At 47.7% G+C, this 24,565-nt stretch carries 20 protein-coding genes; 6 read left to right on the forward strand and 14 right to left on the reverse strand.

Annotation, left to right across the window (positions count from 1 at the left end; genetic code table 11):
• Positions 1–156 precede the first annotated feature (156 nt).
• Together QUB39_RS17010 and QUB39_RS17015 are read left to right on the forward strand one after the other, a co-directional pair.
• Positions 157–1,461: a serine hydrolase gene (locus QUB39_RS17010; RefSeq protein ID WP_333057161.1), complete on the forward strand. Its 1,305-nt coding sequence runs from the start codon at positions 157–159 to the stop codon at positions 1,459–1,461.
• Positions 1,462–1,516: 55 nt separating this feature from the next.
• On the forward strand, positions 1,517–2,347 hold the full coding sequence (locus QUB39_RS17015; RefSeq protein WP_333057160.1) for an alpha/beta hydrolase: 831 nt from the start codon (positions 1,517–1,519) through the stop codon (positions 2,345–2,347).
• Positions 2,348–2,482: 135 nt separating this feature from the next.
• Here the strand turns inward: QUB39_RS17015 and QUB39_RS17020 are convergent, their stop codons facing one another.
• The 6 genes from QUB39_RS17020 to carA form a co-directional block, all read right to left on the reverse strand.
• Positions 2,483–2,761 carry a DUF1816 domain-containing protein gene (locus QUB39_RS17020; RefSeq protein WP_333057159.1) on the reverse strand — a complete coding sequence of 93 codons (279 nt, stop codon included), beginning with the start codon at positions 2,759–2,761 and terminating at the stop codon, positions 2,483–2,485.
• Between the two features lie 296 nt (positions 2,762–3,057).
• Complete coding sequence (gene rlmB, locus QUB39_RS17025) at positions 3,058–4,443, reverse strand: 23S rRNA (guanosine(2251)-2'-O)-methyltransferase RlmB (protein ID WP_333057158.1); 1,386 nt, start codon at positions 4,441–4,443, stop codon at positions 3,058–3,060.
• 162 nt (positions 4,444–4,605) lie between these two features.
• Positions 4,606–5,787: a transposase gene (locus QUB39_RS17030; protein ID WP_333057157.1), complete on the reverse strand. Its 1,182-nt coding sequence runs from the start codon at positions 5,785–5,787 to the stop codon at positions 4,606–4,608.
• A 216-nt stretch (positions 5,788–6,003) separates the two neighbouring features.
• Positions 6,004–6,450, reverse strand: a complete 447-nt coding sequence (locus QUB39_RS17035; RefSeq protein ID WP_333057156.1) for a ribonuclease III domain-containing protein — start codon at positions 6,448–6,450, stop codon at positions 6,004–6,006.
• A gap of 383 nt (positions 6,451–6,833) precedes the next feature.
• On the reverse strand, positions 6,834–7,190 hold the full coding sequence (locus QUB39_RS17040; RefSeq protein WP_333037230.1) for an STAS domain-containing protein: 357 nt from the start codon (positions 7,188–7,190) through the stop codon (positions 6,834–6,836).
• A 188-nt stretch (positions 7,191–7,378) separates the two neighbouring features.
• Complete coding sequence (gene carA / locus QUB39_RS17045; protein WP_333057154.1) at positions 7,379–8,536, reverse strand: glutamine-hydrolyzing carbamoyl-phosphate synthase small subunit; 1,158 nt, start codon at positions 8,534–8,536, stop codon at positions 7,379–7,381.
• Positions 8,537–9,146: 610 nt separating this feature from the next.
• Between carA and QUB39_RS17050 the strand changes: the two genes are divergently transcribed.
• Entirely contained in the window at positions 9,147–9,791 is a 645-nt protein-coding gene (locus QUB39_RS17050) for a retropepsin-like aspartic protease (protein ID WP_333057153.1), read from the forward strand.
• Between the two features lie 234 nt (positions 9,792–10,025).
• Here the strand turns inward: QUB39_RS17050 and QUB39_RS17055 are convergent, their stop codons facing one another.
• The 3 genes from QUB39_RS17055 to QUB39_RS17065 are packed head-to-tail and all read right to left on the reverse strand — an operon-like array spanning position 10,026 to position 11,514.
• Entirely contained in the window at positions 10,026–10,157 is a 132-nt protein-coding gene (locus QUB39_RS17055; RefSeq protein WP_333375064.1) for a hypothetical protein, read from the reverse strand.
• A gap of 58 nt (positions 10,158–10,215) precedes the next feature.
• On the reverse strand, positions 10,216–11,331 hold the full coding sequence (gene trpD, locus QUB39_RS17060) for an anthranilate phosphoribosyltransferase (RefSeq protein WP_333058292.1): 1,116 nt from the start codon (positions 11,329–11,331) through the stop codon (positions 10,216–10,218).
• 12 nt (positions 11,332–11,343) lie between these two features.
• Positions 11,344–11,514: a hypothetical protein gene (locus tag QUB39_RS17065; protein WP_333207649.1), complete on the reverse strand. Its 171-nt coding sequence runs from the start codon at positions 11,512–11,514 to the stop codon at positions 11,344–11,346.
• Positions 11,515–11,583: 69 nt separating this feature from the next.
• Here QUB39_RS17065 and QUB39_RS17070 point away from each other — a divergent pair, with 69 nt between their 5' ends.
• The gene (locus tag QUB39_RS17070; protein WP_333058294.1) at positions 11,584–11,838 is read left to right on the forward strand and encodes a hypothetical protein; all 255 of its coding nucleotides are present in this window, start codon (positions 11,584–11,586) and stop codon (positions 11,836–11,838) included.
• A gap of 517 nt (positions 11,839–12,355) precedes the next feature.
• The gene (locus QUB39_RS17075; protein WP_333058295.1) at positions 12,356–15,349 is read left to right on the forward strand and encodes a PAS domain S-box protein; all 2,994 of its coding nucleotides are present in this window, start codon (positions 12,356–12,358) and stop codon (positions 15,347–15,349) included.
• 928 nt (positions 15,350–16,277) lie between these two features.
• Here the strand turns inward: QUB39_RS17075 and QUB39_RS17080 are convergent.
• From QUB39_RS17080 to QUB39_RS17100, 5 genes are all read right to left on the reverse strand, one after another.
• Positions 16,278–16,961, reverse strand: a complete 684-nt coding sequence (locus QUB39_RS17080) for a ribonuclease HII (RefSeq protein WP_333207648.1) — start codon at positions 16,959–16,961, stop codon at positions 16,278–16,280.
• A gap of 2 nt (positions 16,962–16,963) precedes the next feature.
• Complete coding sequence (locus QUB39_RS17085) at positions 16,964–19,309, reverse strand: Rne/Rng family ribonuclease (protein ID WP_333058297.1); 2,346 nt, start codon at positions 19,307–19,309, stop codon at positions 16,964–16,966.
• A gap of 409 nt (positions 19,310–19,718) precedes the next feature.
• Positions 19,719–19,847 (reverse strand): hypothetical protein, encoded by a 129-nt coding sequence (locus QUB39_RS17090; RefSeq protein WP_333058298.1) that lies wholly within the window; start codon positions 19,845–19,847, stop codon positions 19,719–19,721.
• 804 nt (positions 19,848–20,651) lie between these two features.
• Positions 20,652–23,396 carry a TIGR03960 family B12-binding radical SAM protein gene (locus QUB39_RS17095; RefSeq protein ID WP_333058299.1) on the reverse strand — a complete coding sequence of 915 codons (2,745 nt, stop codon included), beginning with the start codon at positions 23,394–23,396 and terminating at the stop codon, positions 20,652–20,654.
• Between the two features lie 143 nt (positions 23,397–23,539).
• Positions 23,540–23,890: an STAS domain-containing protein gene (locus tag QUB39_RS17100; protein ID WP_333058300.1), complete on the reverse strand. Its 351-nt coding sequence runs from the start codon at positions 23,888–23,890 to the stop codon at positions 23,540–23,542.
• A 383-nt stretch (positions 23,891–24,273) separates the two neighbouring features.
• Here QUB39_RS17100 and QUB39_RS17105 point away from each other — a divergent pair, with 383 nt between their 5' ends.
• Positions 24,274–24,471 carry a hypothetical protein gene (locus QUB39_RS17105; protein WP_333058304.1) on the forward strand — a complete coding sequence of 66 codons (198 nt, stop codon included), beginning with the start codon at positions 24,274–24,276 and terminating at the stop codon, positions 24,469–24,471.
• Positions 24,472–24,565 lie beyond the last annotated feature (94 nt).

Raw genomic sequence — 24,565 nt, forward strand, 5'->3', positions numbered from 1 at the left:
TGGTTATTTTGCCACATTGGCGCGATCGAACTATTTTAGATTTTAGATTTTAGATTGAAGAAAAAATCTAAAATCTAAAATCTAAAATCTAAAATCGTTTGACTGATGTAACAATAGCTGCTTATATAGAATTTGGTTGTGTTGAGGATGTTAAATATGCCAGATATCAGGCGTTTTTTGTCGATCGCCAACAAGATGGCGGCAGTAGTAGCCGGCATTGGACTGGTTCAGATGTTAACCATCGCAAGTTCATTCTCTCAATCATCTAACCCCCGTTCCCTAGACGAACTCTACAAAATTCGCGATGGGCTAATTGCCGAATTAGAACAACCCTCATCTCCCTCCCCAGAACCAAGCATCCTCTCCGGCTTAGTTCCCTTCGCAGCCGCCAATCCTCAAGAACAACTGCTACAGCAGTTGCAAGCGGTGGAAGCTCAAATATTAGTAGAAAAGAGGGCTAACGACAACTTACAGCAAGCAGTCCGTTTAGCCAACAGAGCCGTAGAAACTAAACAGCAGCCCAATAAGTCGATCGCATCTTCGCAGCAAACTCAATTTTTCTGGCATCAAGCCCTCAACAACTTGCAGGAAGTTCCTCAAAATTCATTTTTAGCTTCCGTCACTGCCTCAAAAACTCAAGAATACCGGGGAAATTTAACAGCAGCAACCTCTCAAGTGCAGCAAGCAAAATCTGATGTTTTGGGTGCACTTGCCCGGGAAAGCGGTTTGTCGGCTCAAGCTTCGATCGGTATTTGCAACCTTTCTAGAGAGTGCGTACACCTGCGGGGCGATGTACCTCCTGTCAGTCCAGCCAGCTTAATTAAATTGCCGATTGCTGTCGCCCTGATGCAAAAAGTCGAAAAAGAAAAAATTAGTCTGAACCAGGAAGTATTAGTCACTCGCGGTAATTTCACCGAAGACGCATCGGCAAAGATTAGGTCTAATCGCAATTATCCGCTACAGCTACTGTTAGAAGAAATGATCTATCGCAGCAGCAATATCGCCACCAATCAACTAATCGATTATTTAGGTTCGGATTACATCAATCAATATTTAGATAATAGCGGCTACGAAGTCACCCGCGTCAACTTCAAATTAATGGGGGAAAGAATTATGCCCTCCAACCCCGGTTCTGGTCGCAACCGCCTGACTGCTAACGAACTCACCGAAATGATGGTGCAAATTTACAACGGCGAAACACCCGGTGCTAAACTATTAATAGAAACTCTCAACCGCCAGTACGATCACGCTCTGGGATTTGCCGCCTTGCAAGGAACTAAAGCTCAGTGGTTGGGCGAAAAAACCGGTCAAAATTCCAAGGTGCTCGGCACAACTTTAGCGATGAGCATTGACGACGAGGCCTATGTGATTACTGTGATTGACAGCCGCAGCGGCGAGCTACAAATGCGCCAGTCTATTTCTAAAATTGCCGATTACATGGTCCGAAACCCCAGCTTTTGACCGCTGGAATATACAATTTATAGCGGGGACAACGCACCGCCCAAACAGTTAAAAAATGCCGCATCAACAACTCAGTGTTTCCGTCAAAGGCAAAGGATTTCCTATTCTCTGCTTGCACGGCCATCCAGGTTCCGGCGATTGTATGTCGGTATTCACAGAACACCTATCAAAGCGGTTCCAGACGATCGCCCCAGACTTGCGCGGATACGGCAACAGCCGCACCTCAACTTTCTTTGAAATGACCGATCATCTGGTCGATTTAGAAGCACTATTAGACAGATTAGGAGTCGATCGGTGTTTGGTAATCGGATGGTCTTTGGGAGGGATTTTAGCCCTGGAATTAGCCATGAAATATCCCCAGCGAGTCACCGGTTTAATTGTACTCGCATCCGCAGCAAAACCGCGAGGAAGTCACCCTCCCATCTCTTGGCAAGATAACCTTTACACTGGTTTAGCCGGAATTATCAATTGGGTGATACCGGGTTGGCAGTGGAATATTGATACTTTTGCGAGGCGATCGCTCTTTCGCTACTTGATACAGCAGCATAAAGCCACCCCTTACCGCTACTTAGCACAGGCAGGTACCCCCGCCTACCTCAAGACTTCCAACACGGCCACCAAGGCGTTAAATACCGCTCTGAGGGCTGGATACGATCGACTGCTGCACCTGGGCGACATTCATTGTCCGTGCTTGGTGTTGGCCGGAGAGGGCGATCGGCACATCACCTCAGCATCCAGTTTAGAAACCGCCCGCCACCTCCATGATTGTCAGTGGCAGTGTTATCCCAATACAGCCCACTTGTTCCCTTGGGAAATTCCCGATCGGGTACTCGCAGACATCGATCGTTGGATAGAGAGTCACCCCGAAGCAGTGGGCAATTGCTAGTCTTAAATTTGGAGTTTGTCACAAGCAATTAATCACCCAACACTCAACTGTTTTGAAGTTACAACTGACAACTCAAAACCGCACAGCGTTGCGAGGGAAGCGTAGGCCTCTCAAAACTCAAAATTCCCCCTGCTTCTACTGACCGCTCAAAACCGGCCACAGCCCTCCATCACCAAGCTTTCCCAAATCTTCTGCAACCGTCAAAGTAATTGGTTTGCAGCGGTGAATCGAAACACTAACACCTTCTGCCCCTTCATTTTCTATGTCTTCTACATATCCTGCTTTTGCAGTTGCCGCCTCTGCTTGGGTTAAGAACGGGCCAAAATAGTAAATGCACCGCGGCGCTGAAGTTTTAACTTCAACCCACCAAGCCAATCCGAAAAAGTTGAGCAAGCTAATCAAGAATTCTTTCATCTGCTTTTCTTCTAATGTATTTGACGGTGTTTTCAGGGTGCTGCGAACACGCCTAGGCTTTTGTTATTTACACGTGGCTGACTGCTGCCAAGAACCGCTCCAAACCTATTTAAATATATCTAAATAGATTTGTGTCGAATTCCTGTTTGAACCTAGGGGCTAGGCTTCTTCTACTTTCGCCGGAACAAGTAACGACAGTCGATCGACTATCCTTACTTGTTCCGGGTGTCGTGCCACTCCATGCTGGGCGGCATTGACAATAAACTACTCTGTTGTGCTCTTTTTTTCAACCACCTTTACGATCCGTGTACGTGAAACTTTTTGGGCCCGCGCTGACGGTAAATTTCGTATAAAGCCATCCCTGTTGCTACCGAGACATTCAGGCTAGGAGTCTGGCCCCTTAAAGGAATTGAAACTAATCCGTCACATCCGCGCTGTATCAAAAGGCTCAAACCGTCAGCCTCACCACCCACCACTAAAACAGTCGGCCCGGAGAACTTGACTGTCTCTATAGATTGACTGACGCCTGCTGCAGTGCCATAAATCCAGAATCCAGCCTCTTTGAGTTCTTCCAGCGCCCGGTTAAGATTGACAACCCTCGCCACGGGCAGGCTTTCCAATGCCCCTGCTGCCACTTTTCTCACTGCTGAGGTAATCCCAACCGCCCGCCGCTGCGGAATCACCATGCCCTGAGATCCCAATGCTTCTGCGGTGCGAATAATCGCCCCTAGATTGTGCGGGTCGTTGAGTCCTTCTGCTACCACAATTACTGGATCTTCGCAAGCCGACTTAGCCTTTGCGATCAGTTCGCTCAAATCCAGGTATTCGTAGGCTGATACTTGAGCCGCTACGCCTTGGTGGTTTGCTTTGCGCGTGATGTAGTCGAGGCGCAAATCGTCAACTTCGTCAATGATGCTGCCGTTGGCTTTGGCTTCGGTTAGCAAGCTATGAAAGCGGGGATCGTAGCGCAGGTGGGGAACAACCCAGATCCGGTTGAGGACTTGGTTTGTTTCTAAAGCTGCTTGTACCGCATGGCGGCCGTAAATCATGTCGTCTGTGTCTGCGTCTGGTTGCACGACTGTATTGGAGGCAGTGTCAACAGGGCGAGTGTCTCTGTCTTTGTCTCTGTCTCTGAAATGGTTGCCCCGGAATTCCTGCGGGCTATTGTCTTTGTCTCTGTCTTTGTAATAATTTCCCCTGGATTCCTGCGGGCTGCTGTCTCTGTTTCTGTCTCGGAAATTGTTGCGGGCCGGCTGGGGGCTGCTGTCTCTGTCTCTGTCTCGGAAATTGTTGCGGGCCGGCTGGGGGCTGCTATCTCTGTCTCTGTCTCGGAAATTGTTGCGGGCCGGCTGCGGGCTGCTATCTCTGTCTCTGTCTTGGTAATAATTGCCCCTGGATTCCTGCGGGCTGCTGTCTCTGTCTTTGAAATGATTATTTCTGCGAATTTCCGGTTGGCTGTCGGCATCGACTCTCCGTTTGAAAATTGCTCTCACGGGCATTTCTCGCGATTGTGGGGCGAAGGTCGATCGCTTTTGAGGCGCGTCTACTCCGCGAGTATCGGGACGGGGCTTGCGTTCAAAGCGGGGAGAGGATGGTTGTGAGTCCTGACGGCGGCCTTCGCTTTTGAATGGCTTGCTGTCGGAATTCGATCGCGAAAAGTTGGGTTTGGTAAATTTTCTCATTGGTTTCTTGTGGTCAAAAGGTTTTGGCTGAAGGCTAGTCGATTGTAGATTGTAGATGTGAGATTCTTGATTGAGGGAGCAATCTTTGGGCTTTGAGATTTGAGATAGTCTAGCGAGGGAGCAAGGATTTTGCTCTGTTCAAATAGCTAGTTATTGACATACTCACCGCCCTAAAAGTGCGGTGATTCTTGACACTTCACTGACTGACGCAACCGAAGTCGTCTTACTCTGTCTCTGTGTCCGTTTAGAGTCGTGGCAATGCCCTATCCCGACTTTGTTTATATTTTTTGCAGCGTTCTCATCGCGTTCGTGTTCAGTGCCACAATTCAAACACTGAACCGATCTGATTTTTAAATCCAGTCTTCCCCACTTAAAGCCGCAATCCGAGCAAATTTGACTGGTAGGCTCCCAGCGACTAATTACTCTAAAGTCTCGACCAAATTTCTCAGACTTTGCCTCGCACCAAGTTCGGAATTCTCTCCATCCCTGAAGACTAATAGCTCTAGCAAGTTTGCGGTTTTTGACCATTCCAGACACATTCAAGTCTTCTAAAACGATAGTTTGGTTTTCACTAACAATTTTGGTTGACAGCTTGTGCAAGAAATCTTTACGGGTGTCTGCAATTTGATTGTGCAGTTTGGCTATCTGAATCCGAGTTCTATTTCTGCGTTTCGAGTCTTTAGATTGCCGAGCTAGCTTTTTTTGGAGTTTACGAATTTTTCGATCTAACACTTTATAGTCTGGACTTTTAGCTTTCTCCCCATTACTCATCACAGCAAAAGTTTTAATCCCTAAATCAATTCCGACACTTGGGTTTTTAGCATCAATTTGAACGGGCTTAACTTCTACTACAAAGCTCAAGAAATAGCGATTAGCACAGTCCTTTAGTACAGTTACAGAGCTAGGCTCTGATGGTAACTCCCTAGACCAAATAGGGCTAACATTTCCAATTTTTGCCAGATCCACGGACTCACCTTTGATAGAGAAACCTGTTTTAGCAAAAGTTGCAGACTGACTGTTAGTCTTTTTTTTGAATTTGGGTTGACCCACTTTCTTGCCTTTTCTCTTCCCTTTTAGGAAATCAAAATAGTTTTTGTAAGCAACCTCTAACTGTTTGAGGGATTGTTGCAGCGGCACGGACGAAACATCGTTCAACCATGCCCTTTCTTCTGTCTTTTTAGATATAGTTAGAGACTTGGATAGAGTGTTGTACCCAGGATATTTGCCACATCTGCTAACAGCCAAAGCATCGTTCCAAACAACTCTTACACAACCAAACAACTGAGCCAAACTCTGGCGTTGTCTATCGGTTGGATAGAATCTGTATTGGAACCTTGCTTTCATTATTTTTAGCTGTTTTACTACTTTAGTATGCCATACTATTTTAACACGATCGGGAAAATTCAGAAGGAATTAAAGCCGTCCTAGAACGACGGGGTTTTAAACCCATTTCTTTGATAAATCTTGTTTTGCCGATCGAGATTTTTGCGGTTTTATGTTAGCCGTGCCAGGATGGTTAATTACTCCCTCCCCATTCCCAACTCTTAACTGCTAAATCCTTTAAGTCTCAAGTTCTAAAAGTGCCAGAATCTCGGTCAATCTTTCGGGATCGGTGAGGTACAAATATCCGATCAAAGTTTCTAAGCTGCTGGCTTGTTGGTATATCTCTGGATCTGCTCGCTTAGAACGGCCCGCTGCAGCATTGCGGCCGCGCTTGACAATTGCTAATTCTGTACTGTTCAAGTAAGGAGAGAGCGATCGCAAGTGACGCGCTTGAGTTTCGGCTCGTACTTGCCCCACCACCAATTCGTGATAAGCTTGCAATCTTCTGGGCGGGACTAAGTACGAACTCCGAATGTAGAGTTCGTACACTGCATCTCCCAAATATGCCCAGGCTGCGGGCGAAATTCTTTCTATTTCTGCTGGTGTAGCCCTCGCAGGATGCACTCGATTTAAACTGATATCCGTCAGACTCAGTTTGAGTCCGTCATCTGCGATCGGCGACATACTTTTTTAAATAAAACTTCCGCACAGCTTGGTTTTTCTAGTTACTTACTTATTTCGTCTTTCGTCACTTCCGCAATTATAGCTTTTACAGGACTGTTCGCTCTCAGAGCACGAAGCGAGATATATAGGCAAAGCTTGGCGCGACGATCGCACTCCTAAAAAAGGCTTTTTACCAAATCGGGATGCTCTAATTTTTGTACCATTTTTCCGCGTGTTTGCCACACATATTTTACTGCCCCTCCACCGAAACTCTAAGCATCGGGGAAATAGCGGCTGGTGCGTGTCGCAGCTTCTGGGAAAATCGGTATTGTTTTACCAGCCCCAAAATAAAAATTTGCTATCCAGCGTTGAGAACCGGATAGCTAATTTAATTCACTTTGGCGTCAAGCATCCTTGACGTTTTTTACCGCCTCATCAACCGAAGGCTGCAAAGACAGAAATTTCTCTAAGCGAACCAGTTTAACAGTCTGAGTTACGCGGGGATTTGAGACAATTTGCAATGTCCCTTCCAAGGTTTGGGCTTTTTTGACAAGTTGCACAAGTGCGCCCAAGCCTGAACTATCCACAAAATCTATCTGAGACAAGTCCAAAATTACGTGTTTTGGGCCCTCGTCAATACATTTGCTTATTACCTTCCGAAAAGTTGCCTCAGAAAAAGCGTCCAGCAGGCCCGTCAAGCGAAATAACTGATAGTTATTCTTGACTTCGCGAGTGCCTCTGAGGCTAACGGTCAGGGTCAATGACTCAGGAATGACACCCTCCTAGCTAGATATGGCTTAAAGTCGAGGCTTCATTATAGGAGTTTTTTGGTCTTTTGTCTACAGTTTTTTAGTCATGAGTCATTAGTCATGAGTCATTAGTCAGAAGCGATCGACACAAACAGCCTCTGATGACTACTGACTAATGACTGCTGACTGCTGACTGCTGACTACTTACTGCTGGCTACTTTCTGATTGTCTCGCATTGACTGCACGAATCGATCGAATAAATAGTCGGCGTCGTGCGGGCCCGGACTGGCTTCGGGGTGGTATTGCACTGAAAACAGCGGCAGAGTTTTATGCTTCAATCCGGCTACGGTGCGATCGTTCAAATTGAGATGAGTAATCTCTACTTCGGGGGCTAGGGAATCGGGGTCGATCGCAAAACCATGATTTTGGCTAGTAATTTCTACTTGCTGAGTTAAACCCGCTGGATGATTCAATCCCCGATGGCCGAACTTAAGTTTAAAAGTTTCTGCACCCAAGGAAAGTCCCAAAATTTGGTGTCCCATGCAGATGCCGAATACGGGTTTGTCCGACTTTAACAAAGCTTTCGCAGTCGCGATCCCTTCCGTTACCGCCGCCGGATCTCCGGGGCCGTTGGACAGAAAAATGCCGTCCGGGTTGTATTTGAGGATTTCCTCCGGCGACGTGTCAGCGGGGACAACGATGACCCGACACCCGTAACTCGCCAGACGCCGCAGGATGTTGCGCTTGATCCCAAAGTCTAGCGCTACCACCGTCCACATTTTGCCTTCTTCAGGTTTGACTGTAGGACTGAACTCCCAAACCGAGTCCGTGGCTTCAGACCACTCGTAAACCTTGCGGGTGGTGACTTCCTGGACCAGATTCAGCCCGTCCATGCTGGGGGCATCTTGCACGAGTTCCAAAAGCTCTGCCTGGTCGAGAATCGTGGTCGAAATGCCACCGTTGATCGCTCCCACCGTGCGAATTTTGCGAGTGAGGGCGCGGGTGTCGATCCCGTAAATTCCGGGGATATCGTACTGTTTCAGATAGTCTTGCAGAGATTGTGAGCAGCGCCAGTTGCTGGGGCGGCTGCATACGTTCCGGGCGATCGCACCCCGAATTTGCGGGCGCGAGGATTCTTCGTCTTCAAGATTTACCCCGGTATTGCCCAATTCTGGATAAGTAAAAGTGACAATTTGACCGCAATAGCTGGGATCGGTCAATACTTCTTGGTAGCCCGTCATTCCAGTATTAAATACTACCTCGCCAACGACGGTGGCGTCAGCGCCAAACGACCAGCCGCGGTAAGCAGTACCGTCAGCCAGGACTAGGAGAGCGGGTTGTGCAGTTGAAAGTGACATGGCATCCTTAATTACTTTCGTTTGGTTTAATTCTTACCACTGCCAGGGATTTGATGCTAGTCGGCAATGTACAGATATTATTTTAATTTGTGCCAGGGTTCGCAAAACCAAGGCACTTATGCCGGAGATAATCAACAAGCAGCCATACAGCAGTTCTCAATCTTGGTGAGGTATGCCCTATGCCCACGGAGGCCTATGCCCTATGCCCACGGAGGCCTATGCCCTATGCCCGCTTATCAAGGGCTATAAGGAATGAGAATTAAATAACTTCCACTCTTGAAAGTGGGATGGGCGTCCCGCCCGTCATGAGTGGACGGGCGGGACGCCCATCCCACAATAAGCTGTCACGCATTTAAATTGCATATTCAGGGCGGGCTAGACGGCCCACCCCACAAGAATTAGATTGTTTTTTGACATTCTATTTAAATGCACAACAGCTTAACAATTAAAATTGTAAGTTATTTAATTCGCGATCCTAAGTGCAAATTCTTCATCTCCCCCTGCGCCAGCAATTTATCTGCCAGCAGCTTAGGAGGCGGGCGGAAATTCTATATCTATACCAAAAGGCAGTTGTCGCTGTTACGATCGAGCTAAAGCGTTTAATCAAACTATGGCCAGCAAATCTCCCTTGCCTTTACTCTCAAACTCAAAAAAGCCTCTACCGATCCCTCAAAACCTGCGCCCACCTTTACTGGTTTTAGCAGGGGTTATTTCTCTAAGCAGTTCAATTTTACTAGGAAGTGTTGCCAACTCCTCGCCAGCCGTGGCTCAAGAAAGTGAGGGATGCTTCATGCGGAGCTCGTCAGGGCGAACCCTCAACCTCAGCCAATCAGTCTGCGGTTTTCTCCCCGAAGCATTGACGCCCACCACTTCGGCGGCGGCAAAGTCGGGAGTGTTTCAGGCAAAAATCAAACGCCGAGCAGCTAATATCCCGGTCATAGAAGTCACGTTTAACGGCAAACAAAAGTTCGAGATGATGGTAGATTCTGGAGCTAGTGGCACAGTAATTACACCAGCAATGGCTAAAGCCTTGGGCGTTGTTCTCCAGGGAACAGTGCAAGCACAAACTCCCAACGGAGTGGCTACTTTTCCCCTCGGTCGCCTGAGTTCTATGGAAGCAGGTGGTCTAGCGGTTAACAATGTAGTTGTTGCCATCTCGCCATCCCTAGATATCGGACTGTTGGGTCACGACTTTTTTGGTAATAAAGATGTGACTATTAAGCAAGATGTCATTGAATTTCGATCGCGGTCTTAAACAGAAGTCAGCAGTTAGGATCGCGAATTAAATAACTTACAATTTTAATTGTTATTGTGGGATGGGCGTCCCGCCCGTCCACTCATGACGGGCGGGACGCCCATCCCACTTTCAAGAGTGAAAGTTATTTAATTCTCATTCCTTAGTTGTTATTTGTTAGTTGTTATTTGTTATTGATTACTGGTTATTTATAGCAACTGCTTTCCTAACAACTACCAACTGCTTTCGGGTCAACTAACAACTAATATCATGTCCGATCGATCGCGCATCATACATAGTCGAAGCGGGTTTTTGAGATTGTCGGTTTTTGGCGACTATTGCTGGTGAACCCGCCCATACAGGAATCACGGTCAATCGACAGAACATGATATAACAACTGTCAACTGCCAACTCCCAAATCCCAACTCCCAACTGACAACTGACTTCATTTCAAAAACTCAATTAACTGCTGCAACTTCAACCAAGATTCACCGCTCAATAAAATGTCCTTAGCCATAGAAACTCCTGCTGCGTGAGAGCCCATAGGAATTGCGCCTCCCACCTGAAAAGCCAAAGACGCATTCAAAGCTACAACATCCATTTGTGCGGGCGTACCTTTGCCTTGTAAAACGTTCCGCAAAATCTCGGCGTTTTCCTCAACATTTCCGCCTTTTAAGGAGCCGATCGCACTTGGTGTCAATCCTACCTTTTCCGGGTCTAAAGTAGTGAGTTCCACTTTGCCATCCGACAAAACCGCCAAATCAGTCACATCACCCAAACCCGCCTCGTCCAATTTTTCTCTGCCGTGAACGACTACAGCTAACTCAGTCCCCAACTCGCCCAAAGCTTGAGCAATAGTTGATATCAGACTAGGATCGAACACCCCGATTACCTGCCCTGTAGGGCGCATAGGATTGACAAGGGGCCCTAAAAGGTTAAAAATAGTCCGCACCTTCAAAGTGCGCCGGATCGGCGCTACAGCCTTAAGTGCGGGATGCCACCCAGGCGCAAATAAAAAGGTGATGCCCACAGAGTCTACCGCAGCTTTTACCTTCGCGGGATCGGCGTTGAGGTTGACTCCCAGTGCTTCCAACACGTCAGCAGAACCCACTTTGCTCGATGCGGAGCGATTTCCGTGTTTCGCGACTCGAACTTTGCCCGCGGCGGCCACAAAAGCTACAGCAGTGGAAATGTTAAACGTGGAAGCGCCGTCGCCGCCTGTGCCACAAGTATCAATTAATTTGAGATTGGAGATTGAGGATTTGGGATTGAAAACGCTCTCCGACTCGCCTGCAAGCGACTGAGAATGCAATACCTGAGCCATTCCTGCCAATTCTGGGGCCCAGATGCCTTTGGCTTGGATGGCCGCTAAAATGGCTCCTGAGAGGACGGGGGGAATAGCTTCGGCTAGCCATCCCTGCATCAAGTCGGCTGCTTGGGCGCGTGAGAGAGATTGTCTGTCTAATAGTTGTTGCAGGAGGGCTGGCCACACAGGAGAATCCGGCGTCTGGGTTGAAGCAGGGGATAACTCTGGCGTTGCTAGTAGAGGAGAATCTGTCATTAATATTAGTTTCTAGTCAAATTTAGCTCGATCGAGCTTTGTGGCCAAACTGAGAATCGATCGGGATTTTACCAGACTTGCCGACCACATTTTGCGCGATCGGGCCCAGATTTTTGCCCAAATGCCAGCACCGCTACAGAATTTTTCCGCCCGCAGTAGCAGAATATGAATTTTTTGATACAACAATTACCCTATTGTTGTGCCAACTTTACATAGAAACCCCAAATCGTAAAACTGCCAGGGAGCATCTCAATGAAAGCAGGCAAGCTAGAAATTGGAGTTTTGAGACAGGAGGCAGGAGTTTTGAGGCAGGAGGCAGGAGGGAAGAGGGAAGAGGAAGAAGGAAGGAGCCAGAAGAAGTGTTTTTACAAATATGAGATGCTCCCAACTGCCAGTAGTCTGCTGTATGATCTATCAGCAATAATACTTAACAGTAACTCAGGGCACCCAAAGAGCGATAAAAGTTTCCGACAGGAGTTGTGGAGAGCAAAAAATTTTAGACATTAGGAGAACCTCAGATTCATCTGTGGAGTCAACTTCAATCTAAAATCTCAAATCTCCAATCGAGTGACAGCAAGGACAGCGAGCGTTTAGCTCTTGCAAGTGGGTTAGTTGCTTCGGGTAAGAGTCGATCGTACTCTCACCCAAATCCTAAAAATAGACTCTTGCGGTTGTAGAAGTCGCGGCCTTTTATTGTAACAACATCCTTGCTACTAACTTATTTCAGGGTATTCAACTGCTAATATATTCAAGGAGATTTCAAGGAGCGGGTTTTGCTCGAACACCTGCACCGCAGGCCGATCGATGTGCCAATGCGATCGTGACAGCCAGTCAAGCCTCAAATAAATACCCGATCGACTAAAATTTCAGCAATCACTAACAACTAACCGCCCAGTAGGACAGATGAATAAACACACTCGTCTCCGGTTGCGACACACCATCTTTCAGCCTAACTAACGGCTAAATTTTAACAGGCGGTAGAGCAAAAATATTCAACTCACACACAAGAGCAGGGTATTCAAAAGTGGGAAATCAAAAATTAGGAAATAAAGCAATAGAATGCCTGAATGTCGCGGAGGCACTGCACCAAATGGAAGCAAAATATTATAGTATGTTTGAAAATGCTGTGTCGGGTATTTTTCAAACAACCCAATCCGGTCGCTACATCAGCGCTAACCCAGCTTTGGCTCGCATCTACGGATATAATTCTGCTGAAGAATTAATGGGCTGTCTGACTGATATTAGCGATCAGCTTTACGTCAATCCCGATCGCCGCGATCAGTTTGTTTGTGCTTTGCAAGAAAAGGGCATCGTATCAGATTTTGAGTCGCAAATTTATCGCCGAGATGGAACAATAATTTGGATCGCTGAAAATGCGCGGGCTGTCTGCGATGAATCAGGGAAATTGCTCTACTACGAAGGTTTTGTAGAAGATATCACTCAGCGCAAGCAAGCAGAATCTGCACTTCGAGAAAGCGAAGAACGCCTGCGCTTAATAATAGAAGGGGTTAAGGATTACGCTATATTTATGTTAGATCCAGATGGGTATGTAGCTAGCTGGAATTCTGGTGCAGAACGCATTTTGGGATACATATCTCATGAAATAGTTGGCAATAATTCGGAGTGTTTTTTCACTAAAGATGATATTGAAATCGGCAAGCACAAAGAAAAATTAATCCGGGCTGTGGCCGAAGGTAGATACGAAAATGAAGGCTGGCGGCTTCGCAAAGACGGATCGCGATTTTGGGCGAATATTATTGTTACTCCTTTGCGCGATGAAAGGGGAAAGTTGCAGGGCTTTTCTCAAGTAATGCAGGATATTACTGAGCAAAAGCGGGCGGCTGAGGAAAAGATGCAGTTGATTGCTTCTTTGCAGGCGTCGGAAAAAAAGTTTCGCACTTTGTACGAATCGACGACTGATGCGGTAATGCTGCTAGACGAAGAGGGTTTTTTGGATTGCAATCCGGCTACTTTAAAGTTATTTGGATGCAGCACTGAGTCGGAGTTTTGCGGCAAGCATCCTTCGGAGTTCAGCCCGCCGTTGCAACCGGACGGACAAGATTCTATGAGTCTTTCTCAAGAGCGAATTAATACGGCTTTGCGATCGGGAAATTGCCGTTTTGACTGGCGACACCGTCGTTTGGATGGTTCTGAGTTTCCGGCGGAAGTGCTGCTAACTTCTATGGATATCGGCGGCAAAATTGGGCTGCAAGGCGTGGTGCGCGATATCACTTATCGGGTGCAGGCTGAGGAAGCATTGAAGCAGGCTAATGAGGTATTGGAATGCCGGGTTAAAGAGCGGACAAGTCAGTTGGAAGAGGCTATTAAAAAGTTGAGTTTATCGGAAGAAAAGTTTTCTAAGGCTTTTCGCTCAAGCCCAGATCCGATGATTATTACTACTTTTGCTGAGGGTCGTTTTATTGAAGTTAATGATAGTTTTTTGTTGATGACTGGTTATGATTTAGAAGAAACGACCTGGAATACAGTACCGGGGTTAAATATTTGGGTAAGACCGGAAGATCGAGTGAATTTTAGGCAAATTTTACACGAACAAGGTGTTGTTCGCAATCAGGAATGTGAGTTTAGGATGAAGTCGGGATCGGTGGTGGTGTGTTTGCTGTCAGCAGAGTTGATTAATTTGGACGGCGAACTCTGTATGCTGGCGGTGATGACGGATATTACCGATCGCAAACACGCCGAAGAAGCCCTACGGGAAAGCCAGCGGGCCTTGGCGACGCTGATGAGCAATTTGCCGGGAATGGCCTACCGTTTTCGCAACGATGCCGATCGCAGTATGGAGTTTGTCAGCGAAGGTTGCTATCAGTTAGCCGGCTATTCTCCTGAAGAATTTATCGGCACTCGGCAAGTTTCTATATCGGAATTGACTCACCCAGACGATCGCGAGAATTTGTGGAATGCCGTGCAAGTTGCTTTACAAGAAAATCGACCCTATCAGCTAAATTACCGAATTACTTCTAAAAATGGCGAATTAAAATGGGTTTGGGAGCAAGGTTTGGGAGTGTTTTCCGACTCGGGAGAATTGATAGCTTTAGAAGGGTTAATTACTGATATTTCCGAGCAGAAACGCAGTGAAGAAGCTTTGCGGCGATCGCAAACAGAGTTAACCCAACAAAAACTTCAACTCGAAAATACTTTGCACGAATTGCAGCAAACTCAAGCTCAACTGATTCACACTGAGAAAATGTCTACTCTCGGTCAAATGGTAGCCGGTGTTGCTCACGAAATTAACAATCCTGTTAGCAGCGTCTGCGGCAATCTCGTCCACGTGGGCCACTACACCGAAGATTTGCTGAATTTGCTCGATATGTACCAGAAGCACTGCCCGCAGCCGCCGGCAGCAATTCAAGCTCAAATTAAGGATATCGAATTAGACTTTCTGTTAGAAGATTTGCCGAAAGCAATGTCTTCGATGCAGGTTGGGGCCGATCGCATTCGGGAAATCGTGCGATCGCTCAGAAATTTCTCCCGCAAAGATGATTCTCAAATGAGCAAAGTTAACCTGCACGAAGGCATTGAAGGAACGTTGCTGATTCTGCAAAGTCGCCTGAAAGCCAGAGGTAACTATCCCGAAATTGCGGTAATTAAGGACTATGGAAATTTGCCTTTGGTTGAGTGTTATGCTGGGAAAATCAATCAGGTATTTATGAATTTGATCGGAAATGCGATCGACGCGATCGAGGAATACAACGAAGGGCGTTCAGTTGCTGAAGTCAAAGCTAACCGCAGCAAGATTAAAATTAGGACAGAAGTCCAAAACTCTAATGCTGTAATTAGGATTTCTGACAACGGCCCCGGTATGCCAGAAGAAGTTTCCCAGCAGTTATTCGAGGCTTTTTTTACCACCAAACCCGCCGACAAAGGCACCGGTTTAGGCCTGTCCATTTCCTACAAAGTTGTCCAAGAACACGGTGGCAAACTTAGCTGCGTGTCTGCACTCGGTCACGGAGCCGAGTTTATCATAGAGTTGCCGATCGAACAACCAATCAAACAATCCTAAAGTGCGATCGGGGCGATCGTATCGAGATAACGAGTCGCGGTTTCTAGTGAGGACTAAAGTCCTCATAAAACTGGCTCGGACTAAAGCGGTAAGGTACCGTGGGTATGGAACCCTAAATAGAGAAGTTTTGCTTATGTTCTGTATTACTATAGCAATCCTAAATGATTATACTCGTTACCAGGAAGAGCCTGGTAACGCATATCCGGAGGAAGAGCCTCCATAGTCTGGGCCGAGGCAGAGCCTCGCTTACATCGGTTCCCAGGCAGAGCTTGGGAACCAGTTAAATAGAGAAGTTTTGCTTATGTTCTGTATTACTAAAACCCTGGCTTTGATCTCAACTCGAATTACTGCCCGCACTTACCATTGGTAATGATTGAGAAAGCGACTAATAATACTGGTACTTACTGTTTAACTACCAGCCGGGAAGTCCCGGACGTATATTTAGAGGGGATTAATCTGAGCGCTGCGCCCCTTACCCCGTTGGGAATTACGCCCGCGTGATGAAAGGCTCGTCGGGTGTAGGTACCCAAAGCGACAATTATTCTTTTATACCTCTTGATAACCTGGAAATACTCTGGTACTATATTAGCAAGTGGGGGTGGAACTACCTCACTATAAAAAGCCTTTGCAAAAAAGGAAAAAGAAGCCTGCGGTCTAACGGTAATCCGTTGACAGTCAGGTTCGTTCACGAATGGTTAACATTGACCTACCTGATTGTTTTTACGCCCTTTCTTTCACCTTTTGGGACAAAATGCAAGGGCTAGTTGAGAATGGTGCAAGATGTGAGATCCAACTGAGATATTGCACCATTCTCGCTTAACAGGCTTTTCGGCCTGTTCCACAAGGAAATTCACTCTTTGTGGAACAGGCCGAAAAGCCTGTTCATAAAAGCTTATTGACATTGGTGCAACATTTCAGATACAACTAACTATTTTTGACAAGGGCTAAATGATAATCGGTGAAAGACAGATACACCGCAGCGTTCCAAAGCCAATTTATGTTTAGCTGTTCCATATCCTTTGTTATTTGTCAAGTCATATTCAGGATACTTAACAGCCAAACGTATTATTAATTCATCGCGCCAAACTTTCGCCACAATACTAGCTGCAGCAATCTGAATCGATCGCGCATCACCTTTAATCATCGTCTCTTGCTCGATCGCCAAATTGGGAATCCTTTGATTCCCGTCAACCAAACACAAATCCGGCGTCACCTTCAACTTCAAAATCGCCCGTTTCATCGCCAACAAAGAAGCCTGCAAAATATTGAGGCGATCGATCTCCCGCACCGAAGCCACACCAATTTGACAGTCAACCGCCACAGCCCGGATTTTCACAGCTAACCGACTCCGGGCTGTGGCACTCAACTGCTTGCTGTCGCGAACCCCGGAACTTGCTAATTCATCGAGAACTTCGTCGGGCAAAATGCAGGCTGCAGCCACCACCGGCCCGAACAAAGCGCCTCGTCCGACTTCATCCACACCCGCAATTACCAGAGCATTCGAGGGAGAGGGGGAAAGGGGAAGATGGAAAGATGGGAAGAGAGTAAAAATTTCAACTTCTTCCTTCTTCCCTCTTCTTTCTTTCCTCTTCTCTCTTCCCTCTTCTTTCATAACTATTCATCCACAAGGGCAGATGAGCGACGGCGCCGGCGACGGTTGATAGCAGGCTCCTCGGGTTCGCTTGATTCGATCGGCTCAGGGGATTGGAGCGGCTCAGGGGATTGGAGCGGCTCATTGAGTGAGATCGGCTCATTGAGTGAGATCGGCTCATTGAGTGAGATCGGCTCATTGAGTGAGATCGGCTCCTGGGATTCGTCCATCACATCACTGGGTTCCTCCATCCGATCAAAATCATCAGTTTCGTCGATCAAACTCTCGCCATAAATTTGGACATCATCATCATCATCATCATCATCATCGGCCTCAGAAAAAACAGGCTCAACTACCGACCTTTCTGGATAATAATCCCGTTCCTCATCCTCAACATTCTGGGGAGGCGTCGTCGCTTCAAATTCAAATTCGAGCTGCTCGAAAGGCGGCTTGTTCGGGGCCGCTCCGGGGAGAGTCACCGAAACGATCGCATTCTTAGGATTTTTGACACTGCGATCAGTAAGCACCAAAGGAGAAACCCCCATCAGAGCATAAACATCCTGCTCCTCCGCCGTCATTTCCACCGAAATCACCTCCGGAGGCTCCACCATCGGCTTCATCAACTCAGACTTAGCCGGACGCACACGCTCGAAATCCTCGCGCCTGCCAACAGTAGCCATATTCACCAGCCCGAAGCCCTCCGAAGCCGCCCGGATGCCGGGGGGTGCCAGATACTCAGAGCGCGTATCCGCAACGGGCGCGCTCGAAGTATTCGGCAGTCGCAACTTGCTACGTACCGGTTCCTCCTCCGCCGGGAGAGCAAAAGGCTCTTCGCCAATCCGGCGGCGGCGGCGCCGTCTAGTTCCGTTCCCCAAATCCTGATAGCTGGGATGGTTGAGCAAGTCCAAAGGCGATGCGTTGCTGCCGCTCTCAAAATCCAAACTTTCGCTTTGAGGCTCCCAAGCAGCCCTAGCAGGTTCGGGGGGGCGTTCTTCCCGCACCGGGGCAGAAGTTGCAGCCGCCACAGGCGTCAAGCTGCGACGTTCCAATCCTTCTGGCAAATTCAACAAAACGCGGTTCGACGTAGCAACAGTGCGATCGCCCGATTCCCGCACCGCTGCGGCGAAGTCTTCTTCCCCCGGCAAGTGCACCAGATGACCCAACCCGCTGCAAGTAGGGCAACTGTGGCCGAACAACTCGTAAATATTTTGACCTTGGCGCTTGCGAGTCAGTTCTACCAGCCCCAATTCCGACAGTTGAGCGATTTGCGGTCGAGCTTTGTCAGCTTTGAGAGCTTTATTGAAATGTTCCAGCACCTGCAACTGATCGCGGCGGGATTCCATGTCAATAAAGTCAACAATAATCACCCCGGCAATATTGCGTAACCGCAGTTGTCTAGCAATTTCCGTGGCTGCTTCGCAATTTGTCCAGAGTACCGTTTCCCTAGCCGTGGCCGATCGAGTAAACGAGCCAGAGTTGACATCAATCACCGTCAGCGCCTCAGTCGGCTCGATAATCACATAACCACCCGAAGGCAAATCAACCCTTGGTCTGAGGGCTTCTCGAATCGCAGCGTTAACCCGGAAAAATTCTAAAATCGAGGCGCGCTCTCGGTGGTGGTCGATCAAAACTCCCGCAGGAAGTTTACCACCGTTCCAGCTCATCAACTGCTGCTTCACCCGCTTAATTCCATTTTGCGAGTCCACCACAATCCGATTCACGTCACCGCTGAACATATCCCGCAGCACCCGCTGGATAAAATCGTCATCCCGGTTGAGCAGTGCCGGCGCCCGCGAAGTACCGCCTTCGAGTTGAACAGCTTCCCACTGTTTTTGGAGCACTTCCAAATCTTCCATGATGGCTTCTTCAGTCATCCCTTCAGCTTCAGTGCGTACCAGCAGCCCCATCCCGGCCGGTTTCACCAAAATAGCCAGGGCTCTGAGGCGGTTGCGCTCGGCTTCCGACTTGATCCGCCGCGAGAGATTGACTCCCCTGCCGTAGGGCATCAGTACCAAATAGCGGCCGGGCAGGGTAATGTTGCCTGTTAGCCGGGGGCCTTTGCTGCCCGTCGGTTCTTTCATTACCTGTACCACCACTTTCTGCTGGGGGGTCAGGAGTTCTGTAATTGCTCCTGCCGAGCGTTTAAGGCGCAGCGGGCCGAGGTCTGTGACGTGCATAAACCCGTTACGTTCTGGGTCGCCAATATTGACGAAGGCCGCATCTATCCCAGGGAGTACATTTTCAACAATTCCCAAGTAAATGTCACTGACTTGGTGGCTGCCTGTGGCTACCACAAGTTCTTGGATTTGATCTTCTGAAAATACGGCAGCAATGCGATGCTGCTCTGCTATAACTATCTGCTTTGTCATTCAATTTCCTCAAAAAACTGGCAGCAAGTTAGAGACACTTACGCACTCATAGTGCCTCTGACTTAGACTGTAATTAGTAGTAGCTTGAAGAGTTATTAGCTGTGAGTTGGTGCAGGGTGGAAAGAAAGTTAACTGTTGACCGTTCACTGTTAACTGTTAACTATTGACTGTTCACTGTTAACTGTTACAGATAAAGTAGTTAAACCCGCCCGTACAGAGTTATGAGTTATGCTCAGCAGATAAATCTGAGAGATAGAAATAAGGAGGCTTTTATCGAGTTAGCAATATTGAGATTTGAGTTGACAATTGCGAAATCAATACTCAAAATTCAACACTTACAACTCTTCCTTTGAACGAGCGCGAATAAATTCATTGACACCGTACTAATTTCTTAACACACAACTTAACACTACGAACTGATAACTCCGCTTGCGTGGTGGTTGAGGGCTGGTTTTGAGGGAAAGTAGGTAGGAGTGAAAGCGTAAGGACTTTTGTTGAATTCTTGTGCGATCGCACTCAACATACCGCAGCTTGGCATTCGACTGCAACCTCCGCCCCTGCCAACCCTAAAACCTAGTCAGTCGATTTTAGATTTTAGATTTTAGATTTTAGATTTACTCCACAGATGAATCTGGGACATTTAACTAGAGTCTAAAATCTAAAATTTTTGGTTCTCCACGAATTAAGTCGGGGGCTTATCTCCGTTTGTTGACGGGTCAGTCGATTTTAGATTTTAGATTTTAGATTTTAGATTTACTCCACAGATGAATCTAGGAGATTGAACTAGAGTCTAAAATCTAAAATTTTTGGTTCTTCACGACTTAAGTCGGGGGCTTATCTCCGTTTTTTGACGGGTCAGTCGATTTTAGATTTTAGATTTTAGATTTTAGATTTTAGATTTACTCCACAGATGAATCTGGGAGCTGGAACTTTAATCTAAAGTCTAAAATTTTTGGTTCTCCACGACTTAAGTCGGGGGCTTATCTCCGTTTTTTGACCCGCCAAAAACATTTATTGTTGAATACCCGCTCTGCGGTTTGAACCGTAAAATTTTTGAATAAGCCGACCACCGACAACCAGTCGATCGAAATTAATCGCTAAATTTGGTTCAGACCCCGCTCCGGCGGGTTTGGCGCTAGATTTAGCCCGTGAATGTACAACAAAAAGGCTTAAAGTCTTGAACAGAAGCAAATTGCACCCAGCCCGCGTTGCTGGTTGACGAGGGCGGCGAGCGACTAAAGCGCTCGAGCCACCGCGGCTTCCATAACAAGCGATTATAGCGTGAAACGACACATCCCGATCGAAAGCCGAAGGTGAAATATTCCACCGCGGCTTCCCTATTTTAACCATAACCCAGGATTAGCTGACTACGCTCAACCTGTAGAAGCTGAATTTCCTGCTGGCTGACTTGTTCGAGCATGAACACAATATGTTCTGGCTTTAGCAAGTTGCCATCGCTGCGACAACTGCCGGTAAACCGCAAGACGGCTCTACCTTCGGATGTAGCACCCCTAGCAGATGTGCTGCTGTCGGGTTTGTGCTCTACAAGTTCTAGTTTGTGCAGCCGATCGCGCAAATTGACATCCTTCGTCTTTCCCGACTTAGTAGTATGCACCCGCCAAAAAGCCTCGGTTTCGGCGATCGTCTTGACCCAAGCTTCCCAGTTGGCATCAGGAGCCACGGAGACAGGAGCAGAATTTTCATGGTCTAATTCGCCATTTTCTGTCAGCGAACCCCCTAAAGCCACAGTAATCACGTACTCCGCTGCTTCTAACAACTGGTTAGCAGAAGGAGCCTTAAGATCGATCGACTCAACCTTGTAAATCGGAATATTTTCCGGCAGCTTAGCCCCCAACTTTTCCCGAAAACTCTCAATATCGATCGACTCAGTGAGCTCAAAGTCGGCAATTTCCCCAGTGCTGGTAACACCCAGAGGCAGAGCATTTGCCAGAGAAATCCGAGGGTTCGGGTGAAACCCGCCGGTAAACGAAATCGGCAAATCGGCTCTGCGGACTACTCGATCGAACAATCGGATCAAATCCAAATGACCAACCAAAGCCATATCGCCCACCTTCCCGAACCAAACCCGCAAACGCTGTTTCCGCTCCGTATTCGGGACAAACTCCCCAGCAAACTCAGGAATTGGCAGCGCATCCACAACCACATTGTGTCCGAAATCGGTGCCACAAACCCCGCAGCGCGAACACCCTTCAAAGGAACAGTCGGGAACCGTCGCTGCTTCCAAAGCCTTTTGCAAGTCAATTTTCAGCCAGTTTTTGTCGATTCCCGTATCTAAATGATCCCAAGGCAAAGGTTGATCCAGTAGAAGCGGTGCCCCCGTGCCCGCCCCCGCCGTCAAATTCATCCGTGTATCCGTGTCCGCATCCGTGTCGTGCTCCTCTTCCTTATCAAAAAGATTCCACTCGCCGCTTTCGACTTGGCGGTATTTCCAGGTAAGGCCCGACTCATCTATCGCCTGAGTCCAAGCTTTGTAAGCCTGATCCAAGCTTTCCCACCACGCATCCATACCCGCGCCAAGTTCCCAAGCGCGGCGGACTACAGCGCCCAAACGTCGATCGCCCCGTCCGACAAAATCCTCCATTGCCGAAATCCGCACATCAGTGTAATTCACCTTGACGCCCCGCATCCCCCGAAACTCTTCCTTCAGGAGTTTTTGCTTGCGGGAAAACTCAGCAGTAGAAACCGAGTGCCACTGAAAAGGAGTGTGAGGCTTAGGGGTAAAATTAGAAATTGTCAAGTTAAAATTCAGTCCCCGCCGGCCATTGATCCTGCATTCCCTGTGCAGCCAGCGGACTGTTTCGGCGATGCCGAGAACATCAAAATCTGTTTCTCCCGGCAAACCGATCATAAAATACAGCTTGATTTTATCCCAGCCGCGATCGACCGCAGTTTTGACACCCCGAAGCAATTCTTCGTTGGTCAAACCTTTGTTAACGATGTCGCGCATCCGCTGAGTACCAGCTTCCGGCGCAAAAGTCAAACCGCCTTGTCGCGTACCGCCGAGAATGTCGGCAATATTATCGTCAAATCTGTCAACCCGCTGGCTGGGTAGAGACAGAGAAATATTTTTATCTTTCAGGCGATTTTTGATTTCCATGCCGACTGCTGGGAGTGCCAGATAGTCGGAACAACTGAGGGAAAGCAGGGAAAACTCGCTGTGCCCGGTGGCTTGCATCCCCTGTTCGATCGCCTCTACGACTTGCTGCGGTTCGACATCGCGCGCGGGGCGAGTCAGCATTCCCGGCTGACAGAAGCGACAGCCGCGAGTGCATCCCCGGCGGATTTCTACTGTCAGCCTGTCGTGTACTGTTTGGACGTAGGGAACCAGGCCGATCGAATAAGCTGGTATCGGAGTTGCCACGCGGCGCAGAATTCGTTCTGGAACTTGCGGGCGGTTGGGATGAACGGAACCGTCGGCCGCCATATCGTAGAATTGCGGGACGTAGACGCCTGGAATTTGCGCTAAATCCAGCAGCAATGCTTCTCGGCTCAAATTATTTGTTTTGCCTTCTGCCAAAATCAAGCCAATTTCTGGCAGCAACTCTTCTCCATCTCCCAAAGCGATGAAGTCAAAAAAGTCTGCGTAGGGTTCGGGGTTGGAAGTTGCCGTTTGCCCGCCAGCAAAAATCAGTGGCATTTGACCGTTTTGGGGATTGGTCGCTCTTTCTTGCCAAGTTAGGGGAATGCCGGCTAAATCCAGCATTTCCAGAATGTTTGTGGCTCCGAGTTCGTAGCTGAGGCTGAAGCCCAGAATATCAAATTCTGTGAGCGATCGCCTCGATTCTACGGCAAACAGCGGAGTTTTGGTCGATCGCAGTTTTGCTGCCAAGTCGGCGGCGGGCAAATAAGCCCGATCGCACAACTGTCTCGGCCCTGCGTTCAAAATGTTGTAAAGGATGATGTGCCCCAGATTGGAAGCACCAACTTCATAAACTTCTGGGTAAGTGAGAACCCAGCGCACAGACGCCGCGTCCCAAGGCTTGTGCGTCGCCCCCAATTCGTTTCCCAGATAACGAGCAGGCTGATTAATCTCTGCTGTAAGTAATTCTTCGACTTTTACTGCCACGGCTCGACTCGCTAAATAGTTGCGACTCTTAAGCAGCCTACCTTAAAATCTGCCAACACGCCAACGACAGTCGTCTGTCTTTTCGGGCATTTAACCGAATTTGCTGTGTTTTTTTGCCTGTTCTCGTCGCCCAGGAGGCTCTATCAGTGTTGTTTTACGCAGGAGTTTTCGGCTTCAAAGCTATCGACATTTTCAAATATCTCAAACACTCGATCCAGTTGGCTGAGTTCCAGAATCATCTTAATCCCAGGGGATACCGAGCAAAGACTAAACCTGCGCCCCATTTTTTTCGCCTGCTTGAGGCCCGAAACCAATGCCATCAAACCTGCACTGTCAATAAATTTTACCGCGTCCAAATCTACGAGTACCGATACAACACCGGGGGCTGCAATTGCTGTCATTAGTTGTACGCCGAATTCTCCGCAGGTGGCTGCATTCAGGTAGTCTAGGGGTCGAATCACCGTAATTGGTTTATGGGCAAGAAGTGTCTGCATATGTCAAACCTATGATTGCTACGTATTTTCAACTACTGCGCTGGACGGATGTAAGCCTAAACCTACTTGATTCCTCTGAGCCTAACTTAATCCGAGGCAAACTGACCAGTTGTTGTCAGTAGTTTTACTGAATCTTTATTTATTGACTCTTTTTTATGAAGTTTTGCATAAGATTTGGGGAGGAAACGTAAGCTACTATACTATTTTTTATTGATACCTGCAGGTTGAGTCTTGGTAACTATAAAAATTGCGATCGACTTGGCCCTAGCTGTTAGATAAAACTGAACATTGTAATTTAAATCACTTGTGAGTTCTGATCTAGATCACCTGTTTGCTAGACACTTCAGAGGAGAATAAAAATGTACGGAGTTCTCCGACTTACTATGCAAGCAACTCATGCTATTCGTCAACTTGTAGAAAAAGCCCTCTACATTAAGCAGTTGACGCCTGACATTGAAAACGAAATCAACTACGAGCTCACCCGTTTGGGGTACATCTCGGATATTGATTATGAGGCTTTAGAGTTATTAATGGATGAAATGGATGCCGGTCGGGTGCAATTGGTATCTAGCCATAGATAGTGGGAAGCGGGCGATAAGTCCACATCCAAAAAACCAAAAATCTTTGCAGGGCGGGCAATAGAGGCGTGTTAGAAGCATTTACGCCGGCCGCATA

It is taken from the genome of Microcoleus sp. AT8-B5 (assembly GCF_036705565.1).
In the GTDB taxonomy this organism is placed as follows: Bacteria; Cyanobacteriota; Cyanobacteriia; order Cyanobacteriales; family Microcoleaceae; genus Microcoleus.

Coding starts and splice junctions, on each gene's coding strand:
- QUB39_RS17010 (WP_333057161.1), top strand. CDS start 157: ATGCCAGATATCAGGCGTTTTTTGTCGATCGCCAACAAGATGGCGGCA.
- QUB39_RS17015 (WP_333057160.1), top strand. CDS start 1,517: ATGCCGCATCAACAACTCAGTGTTTCCGTCAAAGGCAAAGGATTTCCT.
- QUB39_RS17020 (WP_333057159.1), bottom strand. CDS start 2,761: ATGAAAGAATTCTTGATTAGCTTGCTCAACTTTTTCGGATTGGCTTGG.
- rlmB (WP_333057158.1), bottom strand. CDS start 4,443: ATGAGAAAATTTACCAAACCCAACTTTTCGCGATCGAATTCCGACAGC.
- QUB39_RS17030 (WP_333057157.1), bottom strand. CDS start 5,787: ATGAAAGCAAGGTTCCAATACAGATTCTATCCAACCGATAGACAACGC.
- QUB39_RS17035 (WP_333057156.1), bottom strand. CDS start 6,450: ATGTCGCCGATCGCAGATGACGGACTCAAACTGAGTCTGACGGATATC.
- carA (WP_333057154.1), bottom strand. CDS start 8,536: ATGTCACTTTCAACTGCACAACCCGCTCTCCTAGTCCTGGCTGACGGT.
- QUB39_RS17050 (WP_333057153.1), top strand. CDS start 9,147: ATGGCCAGCAAATCTCCCTTGCCTTTACTCTCAAACTCAAAAAAGCCT.
- QUB39_RS17055 (WP_333375064.1), bottom strand. CDS start 10,157: ATGTTCTGTCGATTGACCGTGATTCCTGTATGGGCGGGTTCACCAGCA.
- trpD (WP_333058292.1), bottom strand. CDS start 11,331: ATGACAGATTCTCCTCTACTAGCAACGCCAGAGTTATCCCCTGCTTCA.
- QUB39_RS17070 (WP_333058294.1), top strand. CDS start 11,584: ATGAAAGCAGGCAAGCTAGAAATTGGAGTTTTGAGACAGGAGGCAGGA.
- QUB39_RS17080 (WP_333207648.1), bottom strand. CDS start 16,961: ATGAAAGAAGAGGGAAGAGAGAAGAGGAAAGAAAGAAGAGGGAAGAAG.
- QUB39_RS17085 (WP_333058297.1), bottom strand. CDS start 19,309: ATGACAAAGCAGATAGTTATAGCAGAGCAGCATCGCATTGCTGCCGTA.
- QUB39_RS17090 (WP_333058298.1), bottom strand. CDS start 19,847: ATGCCAAGCTGCGGTATGTTGAGTGCGATCGCACAAGAATTCAACAAA.
- QUB39_RS17100 (WP_333058300.1), bottom strand. CDS start 23,890: ATGCAGACACTTCTTGCCCATAAACCAATTACGGTGATTCGACCCCTA.
- QUB39_RS17105 (WP_333058304.1), top strand. CDS start 24,274: ATGCAAGCAACTCATGCTATTCGTCAACTTGTAGAAAAAGCCCTCTAC.